This window comes from Allobosea sp. P4_H5 (assembly GCF_056400825.1).
Genome location: NZ_JBFUKM010000015.1, coordinates 154,967 through 177,263, shown reverse-complemented (window position 1 = coordinate 177,263; position 22,297 = coordinate 154,967). Strand labels below are relative to the sequence as shown.

Here is a 22,297-nt window from a genome sequence, read left to right as displayed (position 1 = left end):
AGAGAAAAACGACTTTGACGAAATACAATGTCGCTCCCTAACGTCAAAGCCAACGAGGGATTTTCATGCGACCGGACATCGTCGTCATCGGAGGGGGAACGGTCGGCGCCGCCATCGCCTACGGCCTCACCCGCAAGCAGGAGAATGTGCTGCTCCTCGACGGAGACGACGGGGATTTCCGTGCGGCACGGGCGAATTTCGGGCTGGTCTGGCTGCAAGGAAAGGGCCTGGGCATGCCGGCCTACCAGGCCCTGACCCGCGACAGCATCTCGCTCTGGCGCGGTTTCACAGAGGAATTGGAGACAGAGACGGCAGTCGATCTCGCCTATGAGCAGAATGGCGGCCTCGCCTTCTGCGTGGGCGAGAAGGCCTTCGAGAAGCGAAAGCTCGACCTGCTGCGTCTCCATAACCAACGCGGCGACGGAGAACCGGACTGGGAAATGCTCGACCGCCAGGCGCTGCAGCGGCTGCTGCCCAAGGTGACGCTCGGTCCGGATGTCGCCGGCGCCAGCTTCGGCCGACGCGACGGGCATGCCAATCCTCTGCGATTGCTGGCCGCGCTGCATGCCGGGGTCCTCCGTCATGGCGGAGCACTGCGCCATTGTGCCCGGGTCCAGCGGATCGAGCGCTCCGGGACCGATTTCAGGCTCGTGCTCGATGGCGAGACGCTTATAGCGCCGCGCATCGTCATCGCTGCCGGTCTCGGCTCGCCAGAACTCGCCCGTCAGGTCGGGCTCGACGTGCCCTTACGCCCGGAGCGCGGCCAGGTGCTGGTCACCGAACGGCTCGCCCCCTTCCTGCCGCTGCCGGCGAGCGGCCTGCGCCAGACCGGCGAGGGCACGGTGATGATCGGCGCCACCAAGGACGATCCCGGGTTCGACGTCTCCACCACCGGCGAGGCAGCGGCGCGGCTCAGCCGCAAGACGGTGCAGATCATCCCGGCGCTCGCCAAGGTCGGCCTCGTCAGGCAATGGGCCGGCCTGCGCATCATGACGCCGGACAGCTACCCGATCTATGCGCAGTCGCAGAGCCATCCCGGCGCCTTCGTCGCGCTCTGCCATTCCGGCGTGACGCTCGCCGCCTTCCACGCCGAGGACCTCGCCTCGGCCATCGCCGCGGGCAGCCTGCCCGAGCGGTTTTCTCCCTTCCACCAGAGTCGGTTCGATGTTCCGCAAGCTGCATGATCCGGGGCCGCAGGCGGTCACCATCTTCATCGACGGGCGCCCCGTCATCGCCGAGCTCGGCGAGAGCGTCGCCGCCGTGCTGCTGCGCCAGCAGGAAAGCTGGAGCCGGACCACGCCGGTCTCGCAGAGTCCGCGCGCGCCCTATTGCATGATGGGCGTCTGCTTCGAGTGCCTGGTCGAGATCGACGGCCAGGGCTCGGTCCAGAGCTGCCTGACGCCGGTCGCCAACGGCATGCGCATCGCCCGCCAGCACGGCCGCAGGAGCCTGTCGGCATGAGCGAGCACACTGATCTGCTGATCGTCGGCGCCGGCCCGGCCGGCATGGCTGCGGCCGTCACCGCCCGCCGCCACGGTCTCTCTGTCCGTGTCGTCGACGACCAGCCGGCGCCCGGCGGCCAGATCTGGCGGGGAATCGAGACCGTCGCCGCGACACCGCGCGCCAAGCGACTTGGCGAGAGCTACCTGTCCGGCGCTGAACGCGCCGCGGCCTTCCGCGCCTGCGGCGCGCTCTACGAGCCGGAAAGCCAGCTCTGGCAGATCGAGCCGGGCTTCCGCGCCTTCGTGACGCGAGGCGGCAAGGCCCGGACCGTGACGGCAGAGGCGATCATCCTCGCCACCGGCGCGCAGGAGCGGCCCGCGCCCTTCCCCGGTTGGACGCTGCCGGGCGTGCTGACGGTCGGCGCCGCGCAGATCCTACTGAAGACCGCCGATTCCGTGCCGGAGAAGCCGGTGTGGATCGCCGGCTGCGGGCCGCTGCCGCTGCTCTACATGACTCAGCTTCTGGCTGCGGGAGGCCGTATCGCCGGCTTCCTCGACACCACCCCGCGCGGACGTATCGGAGCTGCATTGCGTCATCTGCCGCAAGGCCTCGGACGCCTGGGCGATCTCATCAAAGGCCTGTCCTGGTCGCTGGCGCTGCGCCGGGCCGGCGTTCCGATCACCCGCCATGTCGCCGAGCTGCGCGCCGAAGGCGAGGGCTGCCTCCAGCGCCTACGCTACCGCACGCAAGACGGCCGCGAGGCCGAGGTTCCCGCCGAGGTGCTGCTCGTCCATGAAGGCGTGGTGCCGAACATCCATGCGCCGCTCGCGCTCGGCTGCGCCGTCAGCTGGCATACCGGCCAGCAGTGCTATGTCCCGGTGCTCGACGCCTGGGGCGAGAGCTCGCAAGCCAACATCTTCGTCGCCGGCGACGGCGGCGGCATCGGCGGAGCCGAGGCGGCCGAGCCGCGCGGACGGCTCGCGGCGCTGCGGATAGCGGCAAAGCTCGGCCGGCTCGATGCCGGCACTGCCGAAACGGCCGCAGCACCGGAGCGTGCCGCCCTCTCCAGCGCGCTCGCGCTACGGCCCTTCCTCAACGCGCTCTACGCGCCGCGCCCACAGCTCTATGCGCCGCCGGACGAGACGCTGGTCTGCCGCTGCGAGGAGGTCACCGCCGGCGAGCTGCGCGCCCGCGCCGTCGAGGGGCGACCCGGCCCCAACCAGCTCAAGGCCTTCACCCGCGCCGGCATGGGTCCCTGCCAGGGCCGGCAGTGCGGCTACTCCATGGCCCATATCGTCGCCGCCACGCAGGGCCGATCCGTCGAGGAGGTCGGCTTCTACCGGATCAGGCCGCCCTTGAAGCCGGTGACGCTCGGCGAACTCGCCAGCCTCGACGAGCAGGAACCGGCGGCATGACCGACGCCGCATTCGACGTGGTCGTGGTCGGCGGCGGGCTGCACGGCCTCTCCGCCGCGCTGCATCTGGCGCGCGCCGGCCGCAAGGTCGCGCTGGTCGAGCGGCGCTGGACCGGCCGCCACGCCTCCGGTGCTACGGCGGCGGGCGTGCGCACGCTCGGTCGCGACATCGCCGAGATCCCGATCTCGCTCGAGGCGATGGAGATGTGGCACCGGATCGAGACGATCGTCGGCGACCATTGCGGCTTCCATGCCCATGGCCAGCTGCGCGTCGCCGAGAAAGCCGAACACATGCCGGCCCTGATCGAGCGACAGGCCCGCACGAGCGCCCTCGGCTACAGCCATGAGGAGCTGATCGACGTCGCCGAATTGCGTCGCCTTGTGCCGGCGCTGAGCCCGCATTGTGTCGGCGCGCTGGTGGCGCGACGTGACGGCGCTGCCGACCCGCACCTCACCATCGCCGCCTTCCGCCGCGCCTGTGAGGCTGAGGGCGTCGTCATCGCCGAGGGCCGCGGCGTCGAGGCGGTCGACCGGCAAGGCGGCGACTGGCTGCTCGTCTGCGGCGACCGCCGCTTTCGCGCGCCGCAGATCGTCAACGCCGCCGGCGCCTGGGCCGGACGGCTCGCCGCACTGTTCGGCGATGCGATCCCGCTCGGCGTCCGCGCCTCGATGATGATCGTCACCGAGCGGCTCGCGCCACTGCTCGACCCGGTCGTCAGCGTCATCGGTCGCGCGCTCTCCTTCAAGCAGGCGGGCCAGGGCACGCTGGTGATCGGCGGCGGCCTGCAAGGCTCGGCCGATCTCGACCGCGAGCGTAGCAGCGTCGATTTCCGCCAGCTCGCGAGGGGCGCGCGGGCAGCGAGCGATCTCTTCCCGGCCGTGCGCGGCGTGCGCATCGCCCGCTGCTGGACCGGCATCGAGGCTGAGACGCGTGACCATATCCCGGTCATCGGCCTCTCGCCGAACGCGCCCGGCCTCGTCCATGCCTTCGGCTTCTCCGGCCACGGCTTCCAGCTCGTCCCGGTCGTCGGCGCGATCCTCGCCGACCTCATCTGCGAAGGCCGCACGCGCCGCGAGACCGCCGCCTTCGCACCGGCACGGCTGATGCAGGAAAGGGCGGTGGCATGATCGGCTATCTGGTCAGGCGCATAGTGCTCGCCATCCCCACTTTGTTCGTGATGCTGACCGCGATCTTCGTGCTGGTCCGCCTCGTGCCCGGCGATGCCGCTTCGGTCATCCTCGGCGACCAGGCCAGCGCCGCCTCGCTCGCCGCGCTCCGGGAGAAGCTCGGCCTCGATCAGCCGGTCCACGTCCAGTACCTCGCCTTCCTCGGCAAGATCCTGACCGGCGATTTCGGCGAGTCGCTGTCGAGCGGGCGCGGTGTCATCCGCGAAGTCCTGCTCGTCCTGCCCTCGACGATCGAATTGACCGTCGCCGCCATCACGATCGGCCTGCTCTTTGGCTTGCCGCTCGGCGTCGCCGCCGCGCTCAGCCGCAATGGCTGGGTCGACTATGTCTCGCGCGTCGTCTCGCTGGTCGGCCTGTCCTTCCCGGCCTTCGTCTCCGGCATCCTGATGCTGATCGTCTTTTCGATCCAGCTCGGCTGGTTCCCGGTCCTCGGCAACACCAGCGGCGCGGGGAGCTTCGCCGAGCGCATGCGGGCGCTGGCGCTGCCCGCGCTCAATCTCGGCATCATCATGACCGCCTATGTGATGCGCGTGACCCGTGCCGCGATGCTCGGCGTGCTGACCGAGGACTATATCCGCACCGCCCGCGCCAAGGGCGTCGGCCCGACCCAGCTCGTCGTCACCCATGCCCTGCGCAACGGGCTGATCCCGATCATCACCGTGGTCGGGCTCTATTTCGGCACGCTGATCGGCAATTCCGTCCTGACCGAGATCATCTTCAACCGCCCAGGCCTCGGCAAGCTGATCATCGGAGCGCTCAATGCCCGCGACTACACGCTGCTGCAGGGCCTGATGATCATCTTCGCGATCTGCGTGATCGTCGTGAACACGCTGACCGACCTCGCCTACGGCCTCGTCGATCCCAGGGTGAAATACTCATGAGCGCCGCCGACACCCCCGTCGCGATCCAGCCAGGCGGACTCTGGCTCGCCTTCACGCAGAACCGGCTCGCCTGGGTCGGGCTCGTGCTGCTGGCATTGATCGTCAGCATCGCGCTGTTCGCGCCCTGGCTCGCCCCGCATGATCCGCTCGAGCAGAACATCGTCGCGCGGCTGGAGCCGCCTTCAGCCGAATTCTGGCTCGGCACCGATTCCTATGGCCGCGACGTGCTCTCGCGATTGATCTACGGCGCGCGCATCTCGCTCTTCGTGGGCTTCGTCGCCATCCTGATCGCCATGCTGGTCGGCACCGCGATCGGCGTTCTCGCCGGCTATATCGGCGGTGTCTTCGACCAGCTCGTCATGGGCGTGCTCGACGTGCTGCTCGCCTTCCCGAGCCTGCTGCTCGGCCTGATGATCGCCGCCATGCTCGGCGCCAGCCTGGAGAACCTGATCATCGCCATCGCGGTGACCGAGGTCGCGCCCTTCGCCCGCGTTGCCCGGGCGCCGACAATCACGCTGCGCCAGCGCGATTTCGTCGAGGCCAGCCGCTCCTATGGCTGCGGCCCGTTCCGGATCATGACGCGCCACATCCTGCCGAACATGATTTCGGATGTGGTGGTGATGAGCTCGCTCTGGCTGGCCTCGGCGATCCGGACCGAGGCCTCGCTCAGCTTCATCGGGCTGGGCGTGCCGCCGCCGGCGCCGACCTGGGGCGCGATGATCCGCGAGGGTTTCGAGAATATCCTCGACGCCTGGTGGCTCGCGGTCTTCCCGAGCCTTGCCATCCTCGTCACGGTGCTGGCGCTCAACCTGCTCGGCGATGCGCTGCGCGATGCCTCGGATCCGCGCTCGCGGTCGCGCTGACGGCGCCGGAGCTCACGGCTCCAGCTCGGAATCCCAGTAGAGATAGTCGAGCCAGCTGTCGTGCAGATAGTTCGGCGGGAACAGCTTGCCGTTGCGGTGCAGGTCGTTGATCGACGGTGCAAACGGCTTCTGCATCGGGATCATGCCGATCGCGGTCGGCATCTTGTCGCCCTTCATCAGATTGCAGGGCGAGCAGGCCGCGACGACGTTCTCCCAGGTGGTGAGGCCGCCCTTCGAGCGCGGCACGACATGGTCGAAGGTCAGCTCGTCGCGCGTGCCGCAATACTGGCAGGCGAAGCGATCGCGCAGGAAGACGTTGAAGCGGGTGAAGGCCGGGGTGCGCGAGGGCTTGATATAGGTCTTGAGGGAGACGACCGAGGGCAGCTTCATGTTGAAGCTCGGGCTGCGCACCACCGTGTCGTATTCGGAGACGATGTTGACCCGGTCCATGAAGACCGCCTTGATCGCGTCCTGCCAGCTCCACAACGAGAGCGGATAGTAGCTCAACGGCCGGAAATCGGCGTTGAGCACCAGCGCCGGACAACCGTCCGGCGAGGCCATCGGATGCATCACATGCGCCGTCACCCGTATCGCGCCTCCGCTTCTAGGGCTCGCACGAATCCTGCCGCATCAATGTAAGCGCGATGCGACAGGAATGTGAAGCGACGATGTTGCGGCGCGAATGGGCAGGCGGCAGATCTCATTCCCGGGCGAAATGCAGCGCAGACCCGGGAATCTCATGCAGAAGAAGCTGGTTTCAGAGATGCTCGGCTCAAGGCCGAGCATGACGAGCGGGTTCTAGCGCGTCGGAATCGGCTTTTCGCCGCGATAATCGTAGAAGCCGCGCTTGGTCTTGCGGCCGAGCCAGCCGGCCTCGACATACTTCACCAGCAGCGGGCATGGCCGGTACTTCGAATCGGCAAGGCCGTCATGCAGCACCTGCATCACCGACAGGCACGTGTCGAGGCCGATGAAATCGGCGAGCTGGAGCGGGCCCATCGGATGATTCGCGCCGAGCCGCATCGCCGTGTCGATCGCCTCGACCGAGCCGACCCCCTCATAAAGCGTGTAGACGGCCTCGTTGATCATCGGCAGCAGGATGCGGTTGACGATGAAGGCCGGGAAATCCTCGGAGACCGACGCCGTCTTGTGCAGCGCCGCGACGAAGCCCTTGGCGCGTTCGAAGGTGCCGTCGTCCGTGGCGATGCCGCGGATCAGCTCGACGAGCTGCATCAGCGGCACCGGGTTCATGAAATGGATGCCGATGAAATGCTCGGGGCGATCGGTCGCCGCGGCGAGCCGCGTGATCGAGATCGACGAGGTATTCGAGGCCAGGATCGCGTCAGGGCGCAGATGGGCGCAGACGGCGGTGAAAATCTTGCGCTTCACCTCCTCGCTCTCGGTCGCAGCCTCGATCACGAGGTCGCACGGACCCAGATCCTCCAGCTTCGGCGCCGCGACGATCCGGCTCATCGCGGTGCGGCGATCCTCGTCGGCGATGGCACCCTTGGCGACCTGCCGGGCCATGTTGCCATCGATCGTCGCCAGCGCCGCGTTGATGCGCTCTTCGGCGACGTCGTGCAGCCTGATGTCGAAGCCCGCGACCGAAGCGACATGGGCGATGCCGTTGCCCATCTGCCCGGCCCCGATGATGCCGACGGTCTTGATCTGGTGGTCCATGTGACGCTTCTGTTCCCGAGGGAGCTGGCGCGGACGGCCTGATCGCCGCCCGCGACGCGACTTAGTTTACCGGTTACTTGCCGGCTTTTTCGAGCTCTTTGTCGAGCTCGGGCAGGATGGTGAAGAGATCGCCGACAAGACCGTAGTCGGCGATCTGGAAGATCGGCGCCTCCTCGTCCTTGTTGATGGCGACGATGACCTTCGAATCCTTCATGCCGGCGAGGTGCTGGATCGCGCCGGAGATGCCGACCGCGACATAAAGATCCGGTGCCACGACCTTGCCGGTCTGGCCGACCTGCCAGTCGTTCGGGGCGTAGCCGGCATCGACCGCGGCGCGCGAGGCGCCCATCGCGGCGCCGAGACGATCCGCCACCGGCTCGATCACCTTGGCGAAGTTCTCGGCCGAGGCGAGCGCGCGCCCGCCCGAAACGATGATCTTGGCCGAAGCCAGCTCCGGCCTGTCGGATTTGGCGACTTCCTCACCCTTGAACGAGGAGGTGCCGGGGTTAGCGGCCGCCGAGACGCTCTCGATCGGAGCGCTGGCGGAACCGTCGCCGGTCGCCTGGAAGGACGCGCCGCGCACGGTGATGACCTTCTTGGCGTCGCCCGACTGCACCGTCTGGATGGCGTTGCCGGCATAGATCGGCCGCTCGAAGGTGTCGGCCGAAACGATCTTCGTCACCTCGGAGACCTGCATCACGTCGAGCAAGGCTGCGACGCGCGGCATCACGTTCTTGCCGGTGGTGGTGCCGGGCGCGACCAGCGCGTCGTAAGCAGGCGCGAGCGAAACGATCAGCGCGGCCAGCGGCTCGGCGAGGCGGTGCTCATAGGACGCATCGTCGGCGAGCAGCACCTTCTCGACACCGTCGAGCTTGGCGGCAGCGTCCGCGACGGCCTTGGCGCCCAGGCCGGCGACCAGGACATGGACGGGCGCGCCGAGATCCTTCGCGGCGGTCAGGGCCTTGCGGGTGGCCTCGTTGAGGCTCTTGTTGTCGTGCTTGGCGAGCAGCAGCGTGGTCATCAGATCACCCCGGCGGTCTTGAGCTTGGAGACGAGTTCGGCGGCATTGGCCACCTTGACGCCGGCGGAGCGTCCGGCCGGCTCGGCCGTCTTCAGCACCTTGAGGCGCGGCGAGACATCGACGCCGAGCGTCTCGGGCGTGGTCTCGTCGAGCGGCTTCTTCTTCGCCTTCATGATGTTGGGCAGCGAGGCATAGCGCGGCTCGTTGAGGCGAAGGTCGGTGGTGACGATCGCCGGCAGCTTGAGCTGCACGGTCTGCAGGCCGCCATCGACCTCGCGGGTGACGTCGGCAGAGCCGCCATCCAGCACCACCTTCGAGGCGAACGTGCCCTGCGGCCAGCCGAGCAGGGCCGCCAGCATCTGGCCTGTCTGGTTGCAGTCGTCGTCGATCGCCTGCTTGCCGAGGATGACGAGTTCGGGCGTCTCCTGCTCGACGATCTTCTTCAGGAGCTTGGCCACCGCCAACGGCTCGACGGGAGCGTCGGTCTTCACCAGGATGCCGCGATCGGCGCCCATGGCGAGGCCCGTGCGGATCGTCTCGGCGGCCTGCGCCGGCCCGACCGAGACCACGATCACTTCCGTGGCCTTGCCCGCTTCCCTGAGCCGCAGCGCCTCTTCGACCGCGATCTCGTCGAACGGATTCATCGACATCTTCACATTGGCCAGCTCGACCCCGGAACCGTCGCCCTTCACGCGAATCTTCACGTTGAAGTCGACCACTCGCTTCACTGGCACAAGTATCTTCATAAGGGCGTCACCGGTTGTGGAGAGATGTGATCTGATGCCGACCCGCCGGCCAAGCGACGGCCAGCATCGCGGCACCCGGCTGAAATGCGGACGGACCGTAGCGACGGGGATTTGCGCTTGTCAACGCCACGAAAGTCACGGCAGCCCCTGCATGCCGCGGCCGAACAAGCGCAGCTCGCGCCGGATCAGCAGCGGTGTCAGCGCCGCGCCGGCGCCGAGCCCGCCGAGATGTGCCCACCAGCCGACGGCGCCCTGCTGGTCGAACAGCGCCGAGAGCAGCTGGAACAGAATCCAGGCGCCGAGCGCGTACATCGCCGGGATGTGCAGGGGAATCCATTTGAAGGCGAGCCCCCAGACGCGCACGCGCGGGTAGAGCATCAGATAGGAAGCGATCACGCCCGAGATCGCGCCGGAGGCGCCGATCAGCGGCTGCTCCGATTCGGGGTTCATCAGCGCATGCAGCAGCGCCCCGGCGATGCCGCAGAGCAGGAAGAAGACGAGGAAGCGCAGATGCCCCATCGCATCCTCGACATTGTCGCCGAAGACGAAGAGGAACAGCATGTTGCCGATCAGATGGGCGAAGCTGGCATGCAGCATGATGCCAGTCATCAGCGTCAGCCAAGGCGGCGCCTTGAGCAGTTCCGGCGGCAACTGCGCCTCGCCGAACAGCACCGCGGGAATCGTGCCGAAGCCGGCCAGGACCGCGACCTCGCTCGCTTCGCTGGTCCAGTACATCAGCATCAGGCGCAGCACGATGCAGAGCGCGATCAGCGCATAGGTGACGTAAGCGACGCGGATGAAGCGCATCGGCACGCCGTCATGCAGCGGCACGAACATGGAACTACCGGTTCTGGCCGGGCGTCCAGAGCACGTCGCCCCCAGCCCTGGCATTGAGGTGGCGCGAGGCGACGAAGAGGAAATCCGAGAGCCGGTTGATGAATTTCAGCGCCGGCTGGGCGACGCTCTCGCCCTCCTCCTGCGACAATTCGACCATCAGCCGTTCGGCCCGGCGGCTGATCGTACGGGCGAGATGCAGATGCGCCGCACCGGGCGTGCCGCCCGGCAGGACGAAGGAGCGCAGCGTCCCGAGCGGCCGGTTGAGCTGGTCGATCTCGGCCTCGAGCCGGTCGACCTGCGCCTGCACGATGCGCAGCGGCTCGAAGGCCAGCTTCTCGCCGGTATCGGGCGAGGCGAGCTCGGCGCCGAGGTCGAAGAGATCGTTCTGGATGCGGCCGAGCATCGCGTCGAGATCGGGATCCTCGCGGGCGCAATGCAAGCGCGCCATGCCGATGCAGGCATTGGTCTCGTCGACCGTGCCATAGGCGGAGACGCGCAGATCGAATTTCGGCCGGCGCGCGCCGGTGGCGAGCGCGGTGGTGCCGTCATCGCCGGTGCGAGTGTAGATGCGGTTGAGAACGACCATGACCGAGTTATAGCGCGCCGCAGCATCGGCGGAAGGGGCAATCTCACCCCATCGCCAAGGGCAAAAGCCCCGGCTCCTTCAGCGTCTCCAGCGCGATCTCGGAGCGCACCCGCGCGACGCTCTCATGCGGCAGCAGCACCTCGTTGACGAGGCGCGCCAGCTCCTTGAGGTCGCCGACCGCGACTTTCAGCATGTAGTCGGCCTCGCCGGTCAGCGCATGCGCTTCCAGCACCGCCGGCGTCAGCTTGACCAGATCGCGGAAGCGCCGGGCATTGTCGCGCGAATGGGTGTTGAGCGCGACATGGATGAAGACCGTCACGGAGAGCCCGATCGCCTCGGGATCGATCAGGGCGCGATAGCCGCGAATCACCCCCGCCCCCTCCAACGCCTGGCGCCGCCGCGAGACCTGGCTGGCGGAGAGGCCGACGCGCTCGGCGAGCGCGCCATTGGTCAGCGAGGCGTCCTGCTGGAGCGCTTCGAGCAGGCGCCAGTCGAAAGCGTCAAGCTGCGGCATTTCGTGAGCTCTTCTGCCATTTCATGCACGATCCGTGCAAATTCAATCCGAGAGCGCGCGACTTTGCAAACCCTTTGCCATCCGGATGCGTGAAGATCGGTCAACTACACATTTCAGGAGGACGCATATGGGACCGTTTCCGCACGACGCCGAGCCGCCGGCCATTTCCGCCGCCAACCCGATGGGCACCGACGGCTTCGAGTTCGTCGAATACGCCCATCCCGAGCCGGAAAAGCTCGGCGCTCTGTTCGAGATCATGGGCTTCACCAAGGTGGCGAAGCATCGCTCGAAGAAGGTGACGCTCTATCGCCAGGGCGACGTCAACTTCATCGTCAATGCCGAGCCGGAGTCCTTCGCTCAGGGCTTCGCCGCCGAGCACGGCCCCTGCGCCTGCGCCATGGCCTTCCGCGTCGTCGACGCCAAGCACGCCTTCGAGCGGGCGGTGTCGCTCGGCGCCGAGCCCTATGAGAGCAAGGTCGGCCCTGGCGAACTGCAGATCCCGGCCGTGAAGGGCATCGGCGGCTCGCTGCTCTATTTCGTCGACCGCTACGGCGAGAAGGGCTCGATCTACGATGTCGACTTCGAATGGCTCGCCGACAAGGACCCGCATCCCGAGCAGGCCGGGATGTATTACCTCGACCACCTCACCCACAACGTCATGCGCGGCCGCATGGACCATTGGGCCGACTGGTACGGCAATCTCTTCAACTTCCGCGAGATCCGCTTCTTCAACATCGAGGGCAAGCTCACCGGCCTGATCTCGCGGGCGCTGACCTCGCCCTGCGGCAAGATCCGCATCCCGATCAACGAATCCCTCGACGACAAGAGCCAGATCGAGGAGTACCTGCGCCAGTACAAGGGCGAAGGCATCCAGCACGTCGCGCTCGGCTCGCGCGACATCTACGCCAGCGTCGAGCAGCTCCGCCAGAACGGCCTGCCCTTCATGCCCTCGCCGCCCGAGACCTATTACGAGAAGGTCGATGGCCGCGTGCCGAACCATGGCGAGCCGGTGCCGCGGCTCAAGCAGAACGGCATCCTGATCGATGGCGAGGGCGCGGTCGCGCTCGGTTCCAAGGAAGGCCGGATGAGCAAGGTGCTGCTGCAGATCTTCTCGGCCACCGTGGTCGGCCCGATCTTCTTCGAGTTCATCCAGCGCAAGGGTGATGACGGCTTCGGCGAGGGCAATTTCCGCGCCTTGTTCGAGTCGATCGAGGAAGACCAGATCCGCCGCGGGGTACTGAAGCCGCAAGCGGCCGAGTAGCGTATTCGCCCTGCAATGACTTGCAGCCTTCTCCCGCGCACATGGGAGGAGGCTCTCGCTTTCAAGTGATCGTCATGGCTTTGACCTGATCTTGCCGCCTCCCGGGAATGGGCGTAGCCCTTTATGGACGCGCCGGCCCGACATGGCGCGCGACAAGGGGAAGCGACCATGGCGACAGCGTCGGCAGAGGTCTTGCGGGGCCATCAGGGCCCATGGTGGACCCATCTTTATGTCCAGGTGCTGACCGCGATCGCCATCGGCGTGCTGCTCGGCCATTTCTACCCCCAGACCGGCGAGGCGATGAAGCCGCTGGGCGACGCCTTCATCAAGGCGATCAAGATGATCATCGCGCCGATCATCTTCCTCACCGTCGTCCACGGCGTCGCCTCGATGGACGACATGAAGAAGGTCGGCCGGGTCGGCCTCAAGGCGCTGATCTATTTCGAGGCCGTCACCACGCTGGCGCTGATCGTCGGCCTCGTCGTGGTCAATCTCTGGAAGCCCGGCACGGGCATGAACGTCGATCCCTCGACGATCAACACCGCCGGCATTTCCGCCTTCACCGCCAAGGCGCATGACCAGAGCACCCTGGCGTTCCTCATGAACATCATCCCCGACACGGTGGTCGGCGCCTTCGCCAATGGCGAGATCCTGCAGGTGCTGTTCTTCGCCCTGCTCTTCGCCTTCGGCCTGCAGATGCTCGGCGAGCGCGGCAAGGCGGTGCTGCACTTCATCGACGACATCGCCCAGATCTTCTTCAAGATCGTCGGCATCATCATGAAGGCCGCCCCGATCGGCGCCTTCGGCGCAATGGCCTTCACCATCGGCAAGTTCGGTGTCGGGACCCTGCTCTCGCTCGGCTCCTTCATGGCGTCGTTCTACACGACCTGCCTGATCTTCATCTTCCTGGTGCTAGGCACGATCGCGCGGCTCGCCGGCTTCTCGATCCTGAAGTTCATCGCCTTCATCAAGGAAGAGCTGCTGATCGTGCTCGGCACCTCCTCTTCCGAGAGCGTGCTGCCGCGCATGATCGCCAAGATGACCCATCTCGGCTGCAAGGAGAGCGTCGTCGGCCTGGTCATCCCGACCGGCTACTCCTTCAATCTCGATGGCACCTGCATCTACCTGACCATGGCTGCCGTCTTCCTGGCGCAGGCGACCAACACCGACCTCTCGCTGTCGCAGGAAATCGGCATCATCGCCGTCTTGCTGCTGACCTCGAAGGGGGCGGCTGGCGTCACCGGCTCGGGCTTCATCGTGCTCGCGGCGACGCTCGCCACGGTCGGCCATATCCCGGTCGCCTCGATCGCGCTGATCCTCGGCATCGACCGCTTCATGTCGGAGGCGCGCGCCCTCACCAACCTGATCGGCAACGGCGTCGCCACCATCGTCGTCTCGAAATGGGAGAACTCACTCGACGAAGCCAGGATGCAGCGCATCCTCGCCAAGGAGACCGGCTTCGACGCCGACGAGCCGGAGCGGATCGCGGTCTGACCCTGCCCCTCAGGCTGCCAGCCGCGGCGACGCCATAGCCTCGCGCAGGGCCTGCGCAAAATGGCGCGCCGCGATGCCCGCTTGCGGCGCGATCACCAGCGCGACCGAAAGCTCGAACAGCGACGGCAGATTCTCGGATGGTTCCAGGCGACGCAAAGAGGCAGGCGCCGCGCTCTCGGTGATCGCGGTGACGCACAGGCCGGCCTCGACCGCCGAGAGCAGCCCGGCCATATGCGACGACGAGAACACCAGCCGGTGTGATCGCTCGGCCGCTTGCAATGCGTTCAGGATGCGCGGACGCGCCCGGCAGCCCTCGTTGAACAGGCCGAGCGGCAGGACCTCGCTGAGTTCCGGCCGATGACCGCGCGCTGCGACCCAGACCAGCGGCTCTCGCCTGAGGCGCTCGCCCTTCGGCCGGCCGGGGTCCTGGGTGATCACCGCAAGGTCGAGCTCGCCGGCGGCCACCGCCGGCTCGATCCGCTTCGAGAGCTCGCAATGCACTTCGATCTCGACGCGCGGATGCTCTTCAGCGAAGCGCACGATCAGCGGCCGCAGGTAAGCATCGACATAGTCGTCCGGCAGGCCGATCCGCAGCCGGCCCACCGCCTTGTCGCCGTCGAGCTCAGCTCTCGCCTCGCGCTCGATCGCGAGCAGGCGGCGCGCCTGGGCGAGCAGGCGCTCGCCGGCCTCGGTCGGCGTGACGCCGCGGCGCGAGCGCTCCAGCAACTGCTTGCCGAGCGCGGCCTCGAGATCCTGGATACGGCCTGAGACCGCCGATTGCGTGCGCCCGAGCTTCTGGCCGGCCGCGGTGAAGCCGCCGGTCTCGGCGACGGCGACGAGCATGGCGAGCGCATCGAGATCGAGATGGGTCGACATCACCAATCCATCGGAAACAGCAATAGATGAATCATGATAATCCGTTTTTCCGATTGCTGGAAGCGGGCTATGTTCGTGCAACAAAACAGCCCTCATCCTGAGGAGCGATCGCAGATCGCAGCTCCTCAGGATGAGGGCTGTGATTTCTCGACCCGAAAGCCTAACCCCATGTCCGCCCCGAGCCTGTCCTTGCCCGACCGTCCTGCCGCTCCTGCGCTCGGCATGTTCCTCGTGCTGATGACCGGCGCGACCTGCATCGGCTTCTCCGGCATCTTCGTGCGCTTCGCCGATGTCGGCCCGGCCGCCGCCGGCTTCTGGCGCATGGCCTTCGCGCTGCCGGTTCTGGCGGCCTGGATGGCGTTAGAGAACCGCCGTGACAGCGCTGGCGGAGTGAAGCCCGGCGCGATGCTGCCGATCGCGCTCGCCGGCCTCGCCTTCGGCGTCGATGTCGTGCTCTACAACGCCTCGCTCGGCTTCACCTCGATCGCCAATGCCTCGCTGCTCGGCAATCTGTCGCCGGTCGGCGTCATCCTCGGCGGCTGGCTGCTGTTCCGCGAGAAGCCGACGCGACGCATCCTCGGCGCCCTGCTGCTCGCCATCGGCGGCGCCGGCCTGCTGGTCCTGCCCAAGCTGTCGGGGAGTGCGGTGACGCCGCTCTCGGGCACCGGCCTGTTCGGCGACGGCCTCGCCATCGGCGCCGCCTTCTCCTACGCCGCCTATATCCTCGCCGTCCGCCGCGCCCGCAACCGCGCTGCCGCCGGCCGCATCGGCCTGATCTCCAGTGCCATCTGCGCCGTGTTCTGCGTCGTCGCTGCACTTGGCCTCGGCGAGACCATTCTGCCGCAGACGCTGACCGGCTGGCTCGCCGTCGCCGCGCTTGGCCTGGTCTCGCATGCGATGGGCCAGGGCCTGATCACGCTGGCGCTCGGCCATTACGGGGCGAACGCCGCCTCGCTGGTCATGGTCTGGCCGGCACTAGTCTCGGTGCTCGCCGCCTGGGCGATCTTCGCCGAGCAGCCCTCCCCTGCCCAGGCCTTCGGCGGCGTCGCGATCCTGGCCGCGGTGCTGATGGTGCGGAAGGGCTGAGTTCGGTTTCGTCGGGCGAGTGGGACCTAACTCATCCTGCGCGGCAGCCGACCAAGACAGCCGCAACCTCCCGACCTGTCGATGCAGGCATATCGAGCCGATTCCGGCGGCATTTGCCTCGGCCTGCCTACCCCCCGGGCCATTGCAGGAGATCGCCAATCCGGGCTGCGGAGTAGAGCCTCACGCCGCCGACCTCGGTGATCCTTCGGACCGCCAGATCGGGGACGACAACGTCGTCGAGCTCGATATGCGAGACCACGAAGACGGTGACGCCACGCGGCAGCCATGCCAGCTCCGCTGCGACATCGGCCAGTGTCTGGGATGTGGCCGGATCGGGTAATTGCGGGAGCTCCGGCGCCCGCTTCGCCCAGAAATTCAGGAAGACCTGCGTCGGCAGGACGTTCCGGCCCGCCAGATGCCTCAGCAGGAGATGGGGGTGCTCGACGAAGACATGCGCTTCGGCGGCAGGAACCGGCTGAAGCGCCGAGGCCAGCCTCGCAAAGCGCCAGGCGCGCTCGATCGCGTCCGGCCTGGTCTCTTCGACCGGCGGGGCGAAGAGCACGATCGCATTCGGAGGAATCTCCTTCGCGATCGCCGCATAGCTCGCATCGAGCCGCGTGAGCGGAGCCCAGAGATAGAACAGAAGCCCGACCTTCGCGGCTATGATGCCCGCAAGAAGCGCGGTCGCGGCCCTCTCCGATCCGGCCGGCTGTGACGGCGGACCCCGCAGGAAGATCGCCGCGATCGTCACGATCGCCGGAACGAGGCGTCGGTCGGCCGCCCCGACGCTCATCAGGTATTTCGGCATGACGAGGAACAGGAGGACGCAGGCGAGCAGCCCGGCCAGCTCATGGCGGCCGGCATTCAGACCCCGCCGCCAGGCCAGCCAGCCGAGCGCGCCCAGGACGAGCGCCGACAGGCCATATTCGAGCGACAGGTTCGTCGTCTTGCCGACCGAGAAGATGCCTGTGATCTTGGTGGCGAGGTGCCACTCGGTCGTCCCCGTCTGGCCGGGCTCCATGACCAGCACCAGTGCGGCCACCATGATCGCTGAAGGCCAATGCGACCTGAGGAGATCGGCGCTGTCGGCGAAGCGCCGCGCGCGCCAGTCGTCGCGAACCGTGACCGCGAACATACCGAGGCAGAAGCACACATAGAGCATCACCGGGAAGATGCTGATCAGGCACATCGCGCCCAGGACAAGAGCCTGGCAGACGCCGAAGCTGCCCGAGGGCGCCTTGCGCTGCTCGATCGCCCTGTGCAGCGCGACGAACATGACGCCGAGCCCGAGGATGTAGTTGAACAGCCCCCAATAGAGCGGCTCGGAATAGACGGCGAGAAGGATGATGAGAAGGATGGAAAGGTCCGTCTTTTGCCCTCGCGCCTGCCGGCACCAGACGGCGGCCGCGATATAGGCGCACACCGCCGTGCAGATGAACAATGTCAGCGCGGCGGACGGCGGCACGACCTTGCCGAGAACGCTGGTGAATACGTCGATGGCGAGATTCGGATAAAGCCTGTCGCCGGCCTGAAAGAATTGGGCGACCGCGTCGTCGGCCAGCAGCATCTCCCACAGGGTCACCCGGAAGAGATGGTTCGGCCCATCGACGAAGAAGGCGCCGCCCGACGCCAGGATGGGCAAGCTCGCCGCCAGCATGACGAGCGCCATCGGTCTGAGAGGTGCGCCCTTTACGGGCAGGGAAACGGCACCGCGACCATCCTGGTCCTGGCTGCTCGGCGCACTCGCTGCGAGGACCTGGTCTTCCATGGCGGGAGTGTAGGACGCCGCCTTCCGCCGACAGCAGCCGTGCAAAATAGGTAGCTCATCGGGACGCGGCACCACGCTCCTAAGCGCTACCAACCTGACCAAAGCGCGCCATAGCATCGGATCGAAAAGTGGGGTCCACTCTTCGATCCGATGCAGCAGCAACGAGATGGATCACCGTTGTCGCGCCTATTGGACGCGCGGTGATCTGGCGCCTCACTCCGCTGCCAGCCGCGGCGGCGGCAGCTTGCCGGCCATCGCCTTGGCGCTGGCTTCGCCCGGCGTCTCCTCCTCGCGGCTCGCTTCCCACTGGCTCTCATCCTCGGCCTTGCCAAGGAAGCGGCCGAAGACCCAGCCGGTCAGCCGTCCGAGATCGTCCATCACCACGTAGAAGGACGGCACGAAGACGAGGGAGAGCACGGTCGAGACGATCAGGCCGCCGATCACCGCGATCGCCATCGGCGCGCGGAACTCGCCGCCATCGCCGACGCCATAGGCGGAGGGCAGCATGCCGGCGGCCATGGCGATGGTGGTCATCACGATCGGCCGCGCCCGCTTGTGGCCGGCTTCGAGCAGCGCCGTCAGCCGGTCCTTGCCGCGCGCGACCTCCTCGACCGCGAAATCGACCAGCATGATCGCGTTCTTGGTGACGATGCCCATCAGCATCAGCAGGCCGATATAGACCGGCATCGAGACCGGGTTGTGGGTGGCAAGCAGCGCGATCACCACGCCGCCGAAGGAGAGCGGCAGCGAGAGCAGGATGGTGATCGGCTGGAAGACCGAGCCGAACAGCAGGATCAGAACGGCGAGCACCAGCATCAGGCCGGTGGTCATCGCGGTGATGAAGCCCTCGACCACCTCGCCCTGGATCTCGGCGTCACCGGTCGCGGCGATGCGCACGCCTTCCGGCAGGCCGACCTCCTTGACGATCTCCTGGAACTTCTCCTGCGCGGTGCCGAGCTCGAAGCCGCGCTTCAGGTCGGCGCCGATGGCGGCGCGCCGCACCCGGTCATAGCGGTCGATCGAGGACGGGCCCTCGCCGAAGCCGATCTCGGCCACGGCCGTGAGCGGGACCGAGACGCCGGACGTGCTGATGACGCGCAGCGCCGCGATATTGCGGATGTCGGTGCGGGCCTGCTCGTCGAGCTGGACGCGGATCGGCACCAGCCGGTCGCCGGCATTGAACTTGGCGAGGTTGGGGCCGATGTCGCCGATGGTGGCGACGCGCAGCGCCTCCGAGATCGCCTCGGGCGTGACGCCGAGATTGGCGGCCTGCTCCAGCTTCGGCGTGACGCGCATCTCCGGCCGGCTCAACGAGCCGGCGGTGGCGACGTTCAGGTAACCGTCGACCTGGCGCATGCGCGCCTCGATCTTCGCCACCGTCTCGTCGAGTGCGTCGCCGTCCTTGGACAGGATCGAGAACGCCATCTCGCGCTCGCCGCGTTCGTTGACGTACCAGGCGCGGACATCGGGCACGCCGGCCAGCTTCTCGGCGATGATGACCTTGAGTTCCTTCTGGGGAACGTCGCGCTCGGCCTTCGGCGTCAGCAGGATGAAGACCGCGGCGCGGCGGACCTCGCGCTGGCCGGTCGGCGATGCCCCGCCAAGCACGAAGACGTTCGTCACCTGCGGGATCTCGCGCAGCTTGTCGACGATCTTGTCGGTCGCGACGGTAGTGTCCTCAAGTGTCGCGCCGGGCGGCAATTCGACCGATGCGACGATGCGGGCGGTATCCTCCTCCGGGAAGAAACCGGTCGGCAGCAGCGCCGTCGCCTGGATCGAGACGAACAGGAAGCCGAAGCCGGCGATCAGCGTGAGATAGGCCGTGTTGAACGGCAGCTTCCGCCATGTCCCCGAACCGTCGAAGCGCGGCAGCACCGGGATGCGGCGCTTCCTGAGCGAGGCCTCGAGCAGCCAGGAATAGCCGCGCATCACGAAGCCGTCCTTGGCGTCGTGGTGCTTCACCGGCCTGAACAAATAGGCTGCCATCATCGGCGTGATCAGGCGCGCGACCAGGAGCGAGAACAGCACCGCGATTGCGACGGTGAGGCCGAACTGGCGGAAATACTGGCCGGCGATGCCGCCCATGAAGGACACCGGCGCAAAGATCGCAACGATGGTCAGCGTGATCGCGATGACCGCAAGGCCGATCTCGTCGGCAGCCTCCATCGCGGCGCGATAGGGCGATTTGCCCATCTTCATATGCCGGACGATGTTCTCGATCTCGACGATCGCGTCGTCGACCAGGATGCCGGTCACCAGGGTGATGCCGAGCAGGCTGACGAGATTGAGCGAGAAGCCGAGCAGCTCCATCGCCCAGAAGGTCGGGATGGCCGAGAGCGGCAATGCGATCGCCGTGATCAGTGTCGCCCGCCAGTTGCGCAGGAAGACGAAGACGACGAGCACGGCCAGCGCCGCGCCCTCCAGCAGCGTCTCCATCGCCGCCTTGTAGTTGCCGTGGGTGTAGGCGACGGCGTCGTCGATCGGCGCAAGCTTGATCGTCGGATAGCGCTTGTTGAGGTCGTCGATCTTGGCCGCGACGACGTCCTTGACCGAAAGCTCGCTCGACCCCTTCGAACGGAACACGGCGAAGGAGACGACCGGCTGCTTGTTCAGCCGGCCGAAGGCGCGCGGCTCGGAGCTGGCGTCCTCGACCCGGCCGAGCTCCTTCAGGCGCACTTCGCGCCCGCCGGTGAGCTGGATCTTGCTGTCGGCGAGCTCCGCGACGGTCTTGGCACTGGCGAGCGTGCGGATCGCCTGCTCCTGGCCGCCGACCTCGCCGCGCCCGCCGGCGAGGTCGACATTGGTGGCGCGGATCTGGCGGTTGACCTCACCGGCGGTGGTGCCGAGCGCCAGCAACCGGTCGGGATCGAGCGAGATACGGATCTCGCGATCGACGCCGCCATAACGCTCGACCCGGCCGACGCCCTTCAGGCCTTGGAGTTCGCGCGAGACGACGTCGTCGACATGCCAGGAGAGCTGCTCCAGCGTCAGGCCGGGCGAGGAAGCGCCATAGGTCAGGATCGACTGACCTTCGACGTCGATGCGCTGGATCACCGGCTCATCGATGGTACGAGGCAGCTCGGCCCGGATCTTGGCGATCGCATCCTTGACGTCGTTGACGGCGCGGTCGGTGTTGGTTTCGAGCCGGAACTCGACCAGCGTCACCGAGGAGCCGTCGGTCAGCGTCGACATCACATGCTTGACGCCCGTGATGTTGGCGACCGCGTCCTCGACGCGTTTCGAGACCTGGCTTTCGAGCTCGGCCGGAGCGGCGCCGGACTGGGTCACCGTCACCGAGACGAAGGGCACGTCGATATTCGGGAAGCGCGTCACCGGCAGCTTCGAGAACGAAAGCAGCCCGAGCACACAGAGCACGACGAAGAGCAGGATCGCCGGAACCGGCTTCCGGATCGACCAGGCGGAGAAATTGACGTTCACGCGAGGCTCCGTCAGTTCGTCGCGATCGGCGTGATCATGTCGCCGTCACGCACGAAGGTGCCGGCGCGGGCCACCACGCTCTCGCCCTCGGCAAGGCCTGACGCGATCTCGGCGCGCCCGCCGCCAATCAGTCCCAGCGTGACCTTCTTGGTCGTCACCTTGCCGTCCTTGACGGACTGGACCATGGCGCCACCGCGCGCATAGGTGATCGCCGAAAGCGGCAACACGATGCTGGTCTTGCGGCCGGTCTCGATCACGCCGCGTGCGAAGGAACCCACGGCGACCGGCGGGTTGCCCGTCAGCGTGATACGCAAGCGACCGAGCCGCGAGGCCTTGTCGACCTCGGGCGAGATCAGCCGGATCTGACCGGCGAGCGGCTTGTCGGAGCCGGCCGGCGTGACCGCGACCGCCTGCCCGATCTTGAGATTGGGAAGCTCGACCTCGGCGACATCGGCTTCGAGCTCGATCGCGCCGTCGGCGATGATCTTGAACAGCGGCTCAGCGGCCGCCATCGTCGCCATCGCGCCGAGCTTGGCGTTGCGGCGGCTGACGATACCAGCCTTTGGCGCCTTGATCTCGGTGCGGGCGAGCTTGACGTCGATGTCGCGTCCCTGGGCCTGGGCCAGCGTCAGGTCGGCGGTGGTGATCGCAAGCGCCTGCTTCATCGAGTTCAACCGCGCCTGCCCGCCCCGGGCCGCGGCGGCGCGCTGGTCGAAGGTCTCAAGGCTGGCATTGCCATTGTCGCGCAGCGCCTTGGTCCGGTCGAAGGCGTTGTTGGCCTGGACGAGATTGGCCTCGGCCTCGACGATCTGCGCCTTGGCCTGGTCGACCGCCGCCTCTGCACGCTTGATCTGCGCCTCGTTCTGGGAACGTTGCACTTCGAGCGTGGTGCGCGACAGTCGCGCCAGCACCTGACCGGCAGCGACGCGGTCGCCCTCCTCGGCGAGCAGCTCGGTGATGACGACGCCGTCGATCTCGGGCGCGACCATGATCTCGTCGCGCGCGATCATCGAGCCGGAGACGACGACGCTCTGCACGATCTCGTCGCGCTTGGCTGATGTCACCGTGATCGCGGGTCCAGCCGAGGGTTTCTGGGCGGTCGCGGCGGAGGCCGGCGCCTGGGCGAAGGCTATCCCGGGCGCGCATGCAAGCGCGACGAGCGGCAGCAGGATCAGTTTTTTGGTCGAGATGGGCATGGTCG

20 protein-coding genes are annotated in these 22,297 nt (G+C 67.2%); 9 read left to right on the top strand and 11 right to left on the bottom strand.

Translation table 11 applies throughout. From position 1 onward, the window contains the following. Positions 1-65 precede the first annotated feature (65 nt). The 6 genes from AC1DS0_RS26560 to AC1DS0_RS26535 are packed head-to-tail and all read left to right on the top strand — an operon-like array spanning position 66 to position 5,789. The gene (locus AC1DS0_RS26560; RefSeq protein WP_476817220.1) at positions 66-1,184 is read left to right on the top strand and encodes an NAD(P)/FAD-dependent oxidoreductase; all 1,119 of its coding nucleotides are present in this window, start codon (positions 66-68) and stop codon (positions 1,182-1,184) included. Further along, positions 1,165-1,461, top strand: coding sequence for a (2Fe-2S)-binding protein (locus tag AC1DS0_RS26555; RefSeq protein WP_476817219.1), 297 nt, complete (start codon positions 1,165-1,167; stop codon positions 1,459-1,461). The genes AC1DS0_RS26560 and AC1DS0_RS26555 overlap by 20 nt, the downstream gene beginning before the upstream one ends. Continuing rightward, positions 1,458-2,858, top strand: a complete 1,401-nt coding sequence (locus AC1DS0_RS26550) for an FAD/NAD(P)-dependent oxidoreductase (protein WP_476817218.1) — start codon at positions 1,458-1,460, stop codon at positions 2,856-2,858. The genes AC1DS0_RS26555 and AC1DS0_RS26550 overlap by 4 nt, the downstream gene beginning before the upstream one ends. Further along, the gene (locus AC1DS0_RS26545) at positions 2,855-3,985 is read left to right on the top strand and encodes an NAD(P)/FAD-dependent oxidoreductase (protein ID WP_476817217.1); all 1,131 of its coding nucleotides are present in this window, start codon (positions 2,855-2,857) and stop codon (positions 3,983-3,985) included. Before AC1DS0_RS26550 ends, AC1DS0_RS26545 begins: the two co-directional genes overlap by 4 nt. Next, complete coding sequence (locus AC1DS0_RS26540; protein ID WP_476817216.1) at positions 3,982-4,926, top strand: ABC transporter permease; 945 nt, start codon at positions 3,982-3,984, stop codon at positions 4,924-4,926. The genes AC1DS0_RS26545 and AC1DS0_RS26540 overlap by 4 nt, the downstream gene beginning before the upstream one ends. After that, on the top strand, positions 4,923-5,789 hold the full coding sequence (locus AC1DS0_RS26535) for an ABC transporter permease (RefSeq protein ID WP_476817215.1): 867 nt from the start codon (positions 4,923-4,925) through the stop codon (positions 5,787-5,789). The genes AC1DS0_RS26540 and AC1DS0_RS26535 overlap by 4 nt, the downstream gene beginning before the upstream one ends. A 12-nt stretch (positions 5,790-5,801) precedes the next feature. Here the strand turns inward: AC1DS0_RS26535 and AC1DS0_RS26530 are convergent, their stop codons facing one another. The 7 genes from AC1DS0_RS26530 to AC1DS0_RS26500 form a co-directional block, all read right to left on the bottom strand. Next, positions 5,802-6,359, bottom strand: a complete 558-nt coding sequence (locus AC1DS0_RS26530) for an HNH endonuclease (protein WP_476817234.1) — start codon at positions 6,357-6,359, stop codon at positions 5,802-5,804. A 228-nt stretch (positions 6,360-6,587) separates the two neighbouring features. Further along, positions 6,588-7,469 carry a 3-hydroxybutyryl-CoA dehydrogenase gene (locus AC1DS0_RS26525; protein ID WP_152013406.1) on the bottom strand — a complete coding sequence of 294 codons (882 nt, stop codon included), beginning with the start codon at positions 7,467-7,469 and terminating at the stop codon, positions 6,588-6,590. 73 nt (positions 7,470-7,542) lie between these two features. Continuing rightward, a complete protein-coding gene (locus AC1DS0_RS26520) occupies positions 7,543-8,490 on the bottom strand; it encodes an electron transfer flavoprotein subunit alpha/FixB family protein (RefSeq protein ID WP_476817214.1) in 948 nt (315 codons plus the stop codon). Further along, entirely contained in the window at positions 8,490-9,236 is a 747-nt protein-coding gene (locus AC1DS0_RS26515; protein WP_476817213.1) for an electron transfer flavoprotein subunit beta/FixA family protein, read from the bottom strand. The genes AC1DS0_RS26520 and AC1DS0_RS26515 overlap by 1 nt, the downstream gene beginning before the upstream one ends. A gap of 135 nt (positions 9,237-9,371) precedes the next feature. After that, positions 9,372-10,073 carry a rhomboid family intramembrane serine protease gene (locus tag AC1DS0_RS26510; protein ID WP_476817212.1) on the bottom strand — a complete coding sequence of 234 codons (702 nt, stop codon included), beginning with the start codon at positions 10,071-10,073 and terminating at the stop codon, positions 9,372-9,374. Positions 10,074-10,077: 4 nt separating this feature from the next. Next, positions 10,078-10,659: a cob(I)yrinic acid a,c-diamide adenosyltransferase gene (locus tag AC1DS0_RS26505; protein WP_476817211.1), complete on the bottom strand. Its 582-nt coding sequence runs from the start codon at positions 10,657-10,659 to the stop codon at positions 10,078-10,080. Between the two features lie 43 nt (positions 10,660-10,702). Beyond that, the gene (locus AC1DS0_RS26500) at positions 10,703-11,173 is read right to left on the bottom strand and encodes an Lrp/AsnC family transcriptional regulator (RefSeq protein WP_346359934.1); all 471 of its coding nucleotides are present in this window, start codon (positions 11,171-11,173) and stop codon (positions 10,703-10,705) included. A gap of 127 nt (positions 11,174-11,300) precedes the next feature. Between AC1DS0_RS26500 and hppD the strand changes: the two genes are divergently transcribed. After that, positions 11,301-12,434, top strand: coding sequence for a 4-hydroxyphenylpyruvate dioxygenase (gene hppD / locus AC1DS0_RS26495; protein WP_476817210.1), 1,134 nt, complete (start codon positions 11,301-11,303; stop codon positions 12,432-12,434). Positions 12,435-12,602: 168 nt separating this feature from the next. Then, positions 12,603-13,928 (top strand): dicarboxylate/amino acid:cation symporter, encoded by a 1,326-nt coding sequence (locus AC1DS0_RS26490; protein ID WP_476817209.1) that lies wholly within the window; start codon positions 12,603-12,605, stop codon positions 13,926-13,928. A gap of 9 nt (positions 13,929-13,937) precedes the next feature. Here AC1DS0_RS26490 and AC1DS0_RS26485 read toward each other — a convergent pair whose 3' ends face one another. Continuing rightward, complete coding sequence (locus tag AC1DS0_RS26485) at positions 13,938-14,804, bottom strand: LysR family transcriptional regulator (RefSeq protein WP_476817208.1); 867 nt, start codon at positions 14,802-14,804, stop codon at positions 13,938-13,940. A gap of 168 nt (positions 14,805-14,972) precedes the next feature. Here AC1DS0_RS26485 and AC1DS0_RS26480 point away from each other — a divergent pair, with 168 nt between their 5' ends. Further along, positions 14,973-15,890, top strand: coding sequence for a DMT family transporter (locus tag AC1DS0_RS26480; RefSeq protein ID WP_476817207.1), 918 nt, complete (start codon positions 14,973-14,975; stop codon positions 15,888-15,890). A gap of 127 nt (positions 15,891-16,017) precedes the next feature. Here the strand turns inward: AC1DS0_RS26480 and AC1DS0_RS26475 are convergent, their stop codons facing one another. The 3 genes from AC1DS0_RS26475 to AC1DS0_RS26465 all read right to left on the bottom strand — a co-directional run bounded on the left by AC1DS0_RS26475 (position 16,018) and on the right by AC1DS0_RS26465 (position 22,292). Further along, positions 16,018-17,559, bottom strand: a complete 1,542-nt coding sequence (locus AC1DS0_RS26475) for a hypothetical protein (RefSeq protein WP_476817206.1) — start codon at positions 17,557-17,559, stop codon at positions 16,018-16,020. A 312-nt stretch (positions 17,560-17,871) separates the two neighbouring features. Continuing rightward, positions 17,872-21,096, bottom strand: coding sequence for an efflux RND transporter permease subunit (locus AC1DS0_RS26470; RefSeq protein ID WP_476817205.1), 3,225 nt, complete (start codon positions 21,094-21,096; stop codon positions 17,872-17,874). Between the two features lie 11 nt (positions 21,097-21,107). After that, the gene (locus AC1DS0_RS26465) at positions 21,108-22,292 is read right to left on the bottom strand and encodes an efflux RND transporter periplasmic adaptor subunit (RefSeq protein WP_476817204.1); all 1,185 of its coding nucleotides are present in this window, start codon (positions 22,290-22,292) and stop codon (positions 21,108-21,110) included. Positions 22,293-22,297 lie beyond the last annotated feature (5 nt).

Excerpts from the sequence above, each read along its gene's own strand:
- AC1DS0_RS26560 (WP_476817220.1), top strand. The coding sequence starts at position 66 with ATGCGACCGGACATCGTCGTCATCGGAGGGGGAACGGTCGGCGCCGCC.
- AC1DS0_RS26555 (WP_476817219.1), top strand. The coding sequence starts at position 1,165 with ATGTTCCGCAAGCTGCATGATCCGGGGCCGCAGGCGGTCACCATCTTC.
- AC1DS0_RS26550 (WP_476817218.1), top strand. The coding sequence starts at position 1,458 with ATGAGCGAGCACACTGATCTGCTGATCGTCGGCGCCGGCCCGGCCGGC.
- AC1DS0_RS26545 (WP_476817217.1), top strand. The coding sequence starts at position 2,855 with ATGACCGACGCCGCATTCGACGTGGTCGTGGTCGGCGGCGGGCTGCAC.
- AC1DS0_RS26540 (WP_476817216.1), top strand. The coding sequence starts at position 3,982 with ATGATCGGCTATCTGGTCAGGCGCATAGTGCTCGCCATCCCCACTTTG.
- AC1DS0_RS26535 (WP_476817215.1), top strand. The coding sequence starts at position 4,923 with ATGAGCGCCGCCGACACCCCCGTCGCGATCCAGCCAGGCGGACTCTGG.
- AC1DS0_RS26530 (WP_476817234.1), bottom strand. The coding sequence starts at position 6,359 with ATGCATCCGATGGCCTCGCCGGACGGTTGTCCGGCGCTGGTGCTCAAC.
- AC1DS0_RS26525 (WP_152013406.1), bottom strand. The coding sequence starts at position 7,469 with ATGGACCACCAGATCAAGACCGTCGGCATCATCGGGGCCGGGCAGATG.
- AC1DS0_RS26520 (WP_476817214.1), bottom strand. The coding sequence starts at position 8,490 with ATGACCACGCTGCTGCTCGCCAAGCACGACAACAAGAGCCTCAACGAG.
- AC1DS0_RS26515 (WP_476817213.1), bottom strand. The coding sequence starts at position 9,236 with ATGAAGATACTTGTGCCAGTGAAGCGAGTGGTCGACTTCAACGTGAAG.
- AC1DS0_RS26510 (WP_476817212.1), bottom strand. The coding sequence starts at position 10,073 with ATGTTCGTGCCGCTGCATGACGGCGTGCCGATGCGCTTCATCCGCGTC.
- AC1DS0_RS26505 (WP_476817211.1), bottom strand. The coding sequence starts at position 10,659 with ATGGTCGTTCTCAACCGCATCTACACTCGCACCGGCGATGACGGCACC.
- AC1DS0_RS26500 (WP_346359934.1), bottom strand. The coding sequence starts at position 11,173 with ATGCCGCAGCTTGACGCTTTCGACTGGCGCCTGCTCGAAGCGCTCCAG.
- hppD (WP_476817210.1), top strand. The coding sequence starts at position 11,301 with ATGGGACCGTTTCCGCACGACGCCGAGCCGCCGGCCATTTCCGCCGCC.
- AC1DS0_RS26490 (WP_476817209.1), top strand. The coding sequence starts at position 12,603 with ATGGCGACAGCGTCGGCAGAGGTCTTGCGGGGCCATCAGGGCCCATGG.
- AC1DS0_RS26485 (WP_476817208.1), bottom strand. The coding sequence starts at position 14,804 with ATGTCGACCCATCTCGATCTCGATGCGCTCGCCATGCTCGTCGCCGTC.
- AC1DS0_RS26480 (WP_476817207.1), top strand. The coding sequence starts at position 14,973 with ATGTCCGCCCCGAGCCTGTCCTTGCCCGACCGTCCTGCCGCTCCTGCG.
- AC1DS0_RS26475 (WP_476817206.1), bottom strand. The coding sequence starts at position 17,559 with ATGGCGCTCGTCATGCTGGCGGCGAGCTTGCCCATCCTGGCGTCGGGC.
- AC1DS0_RS26465 (WP_476817204.1), bottom strand. The coding sequence starts at position 22,292 with ATGCCCATCTCGACCAAAAAACTGATCCTGCTGCCGCTCGTCGCGCTT.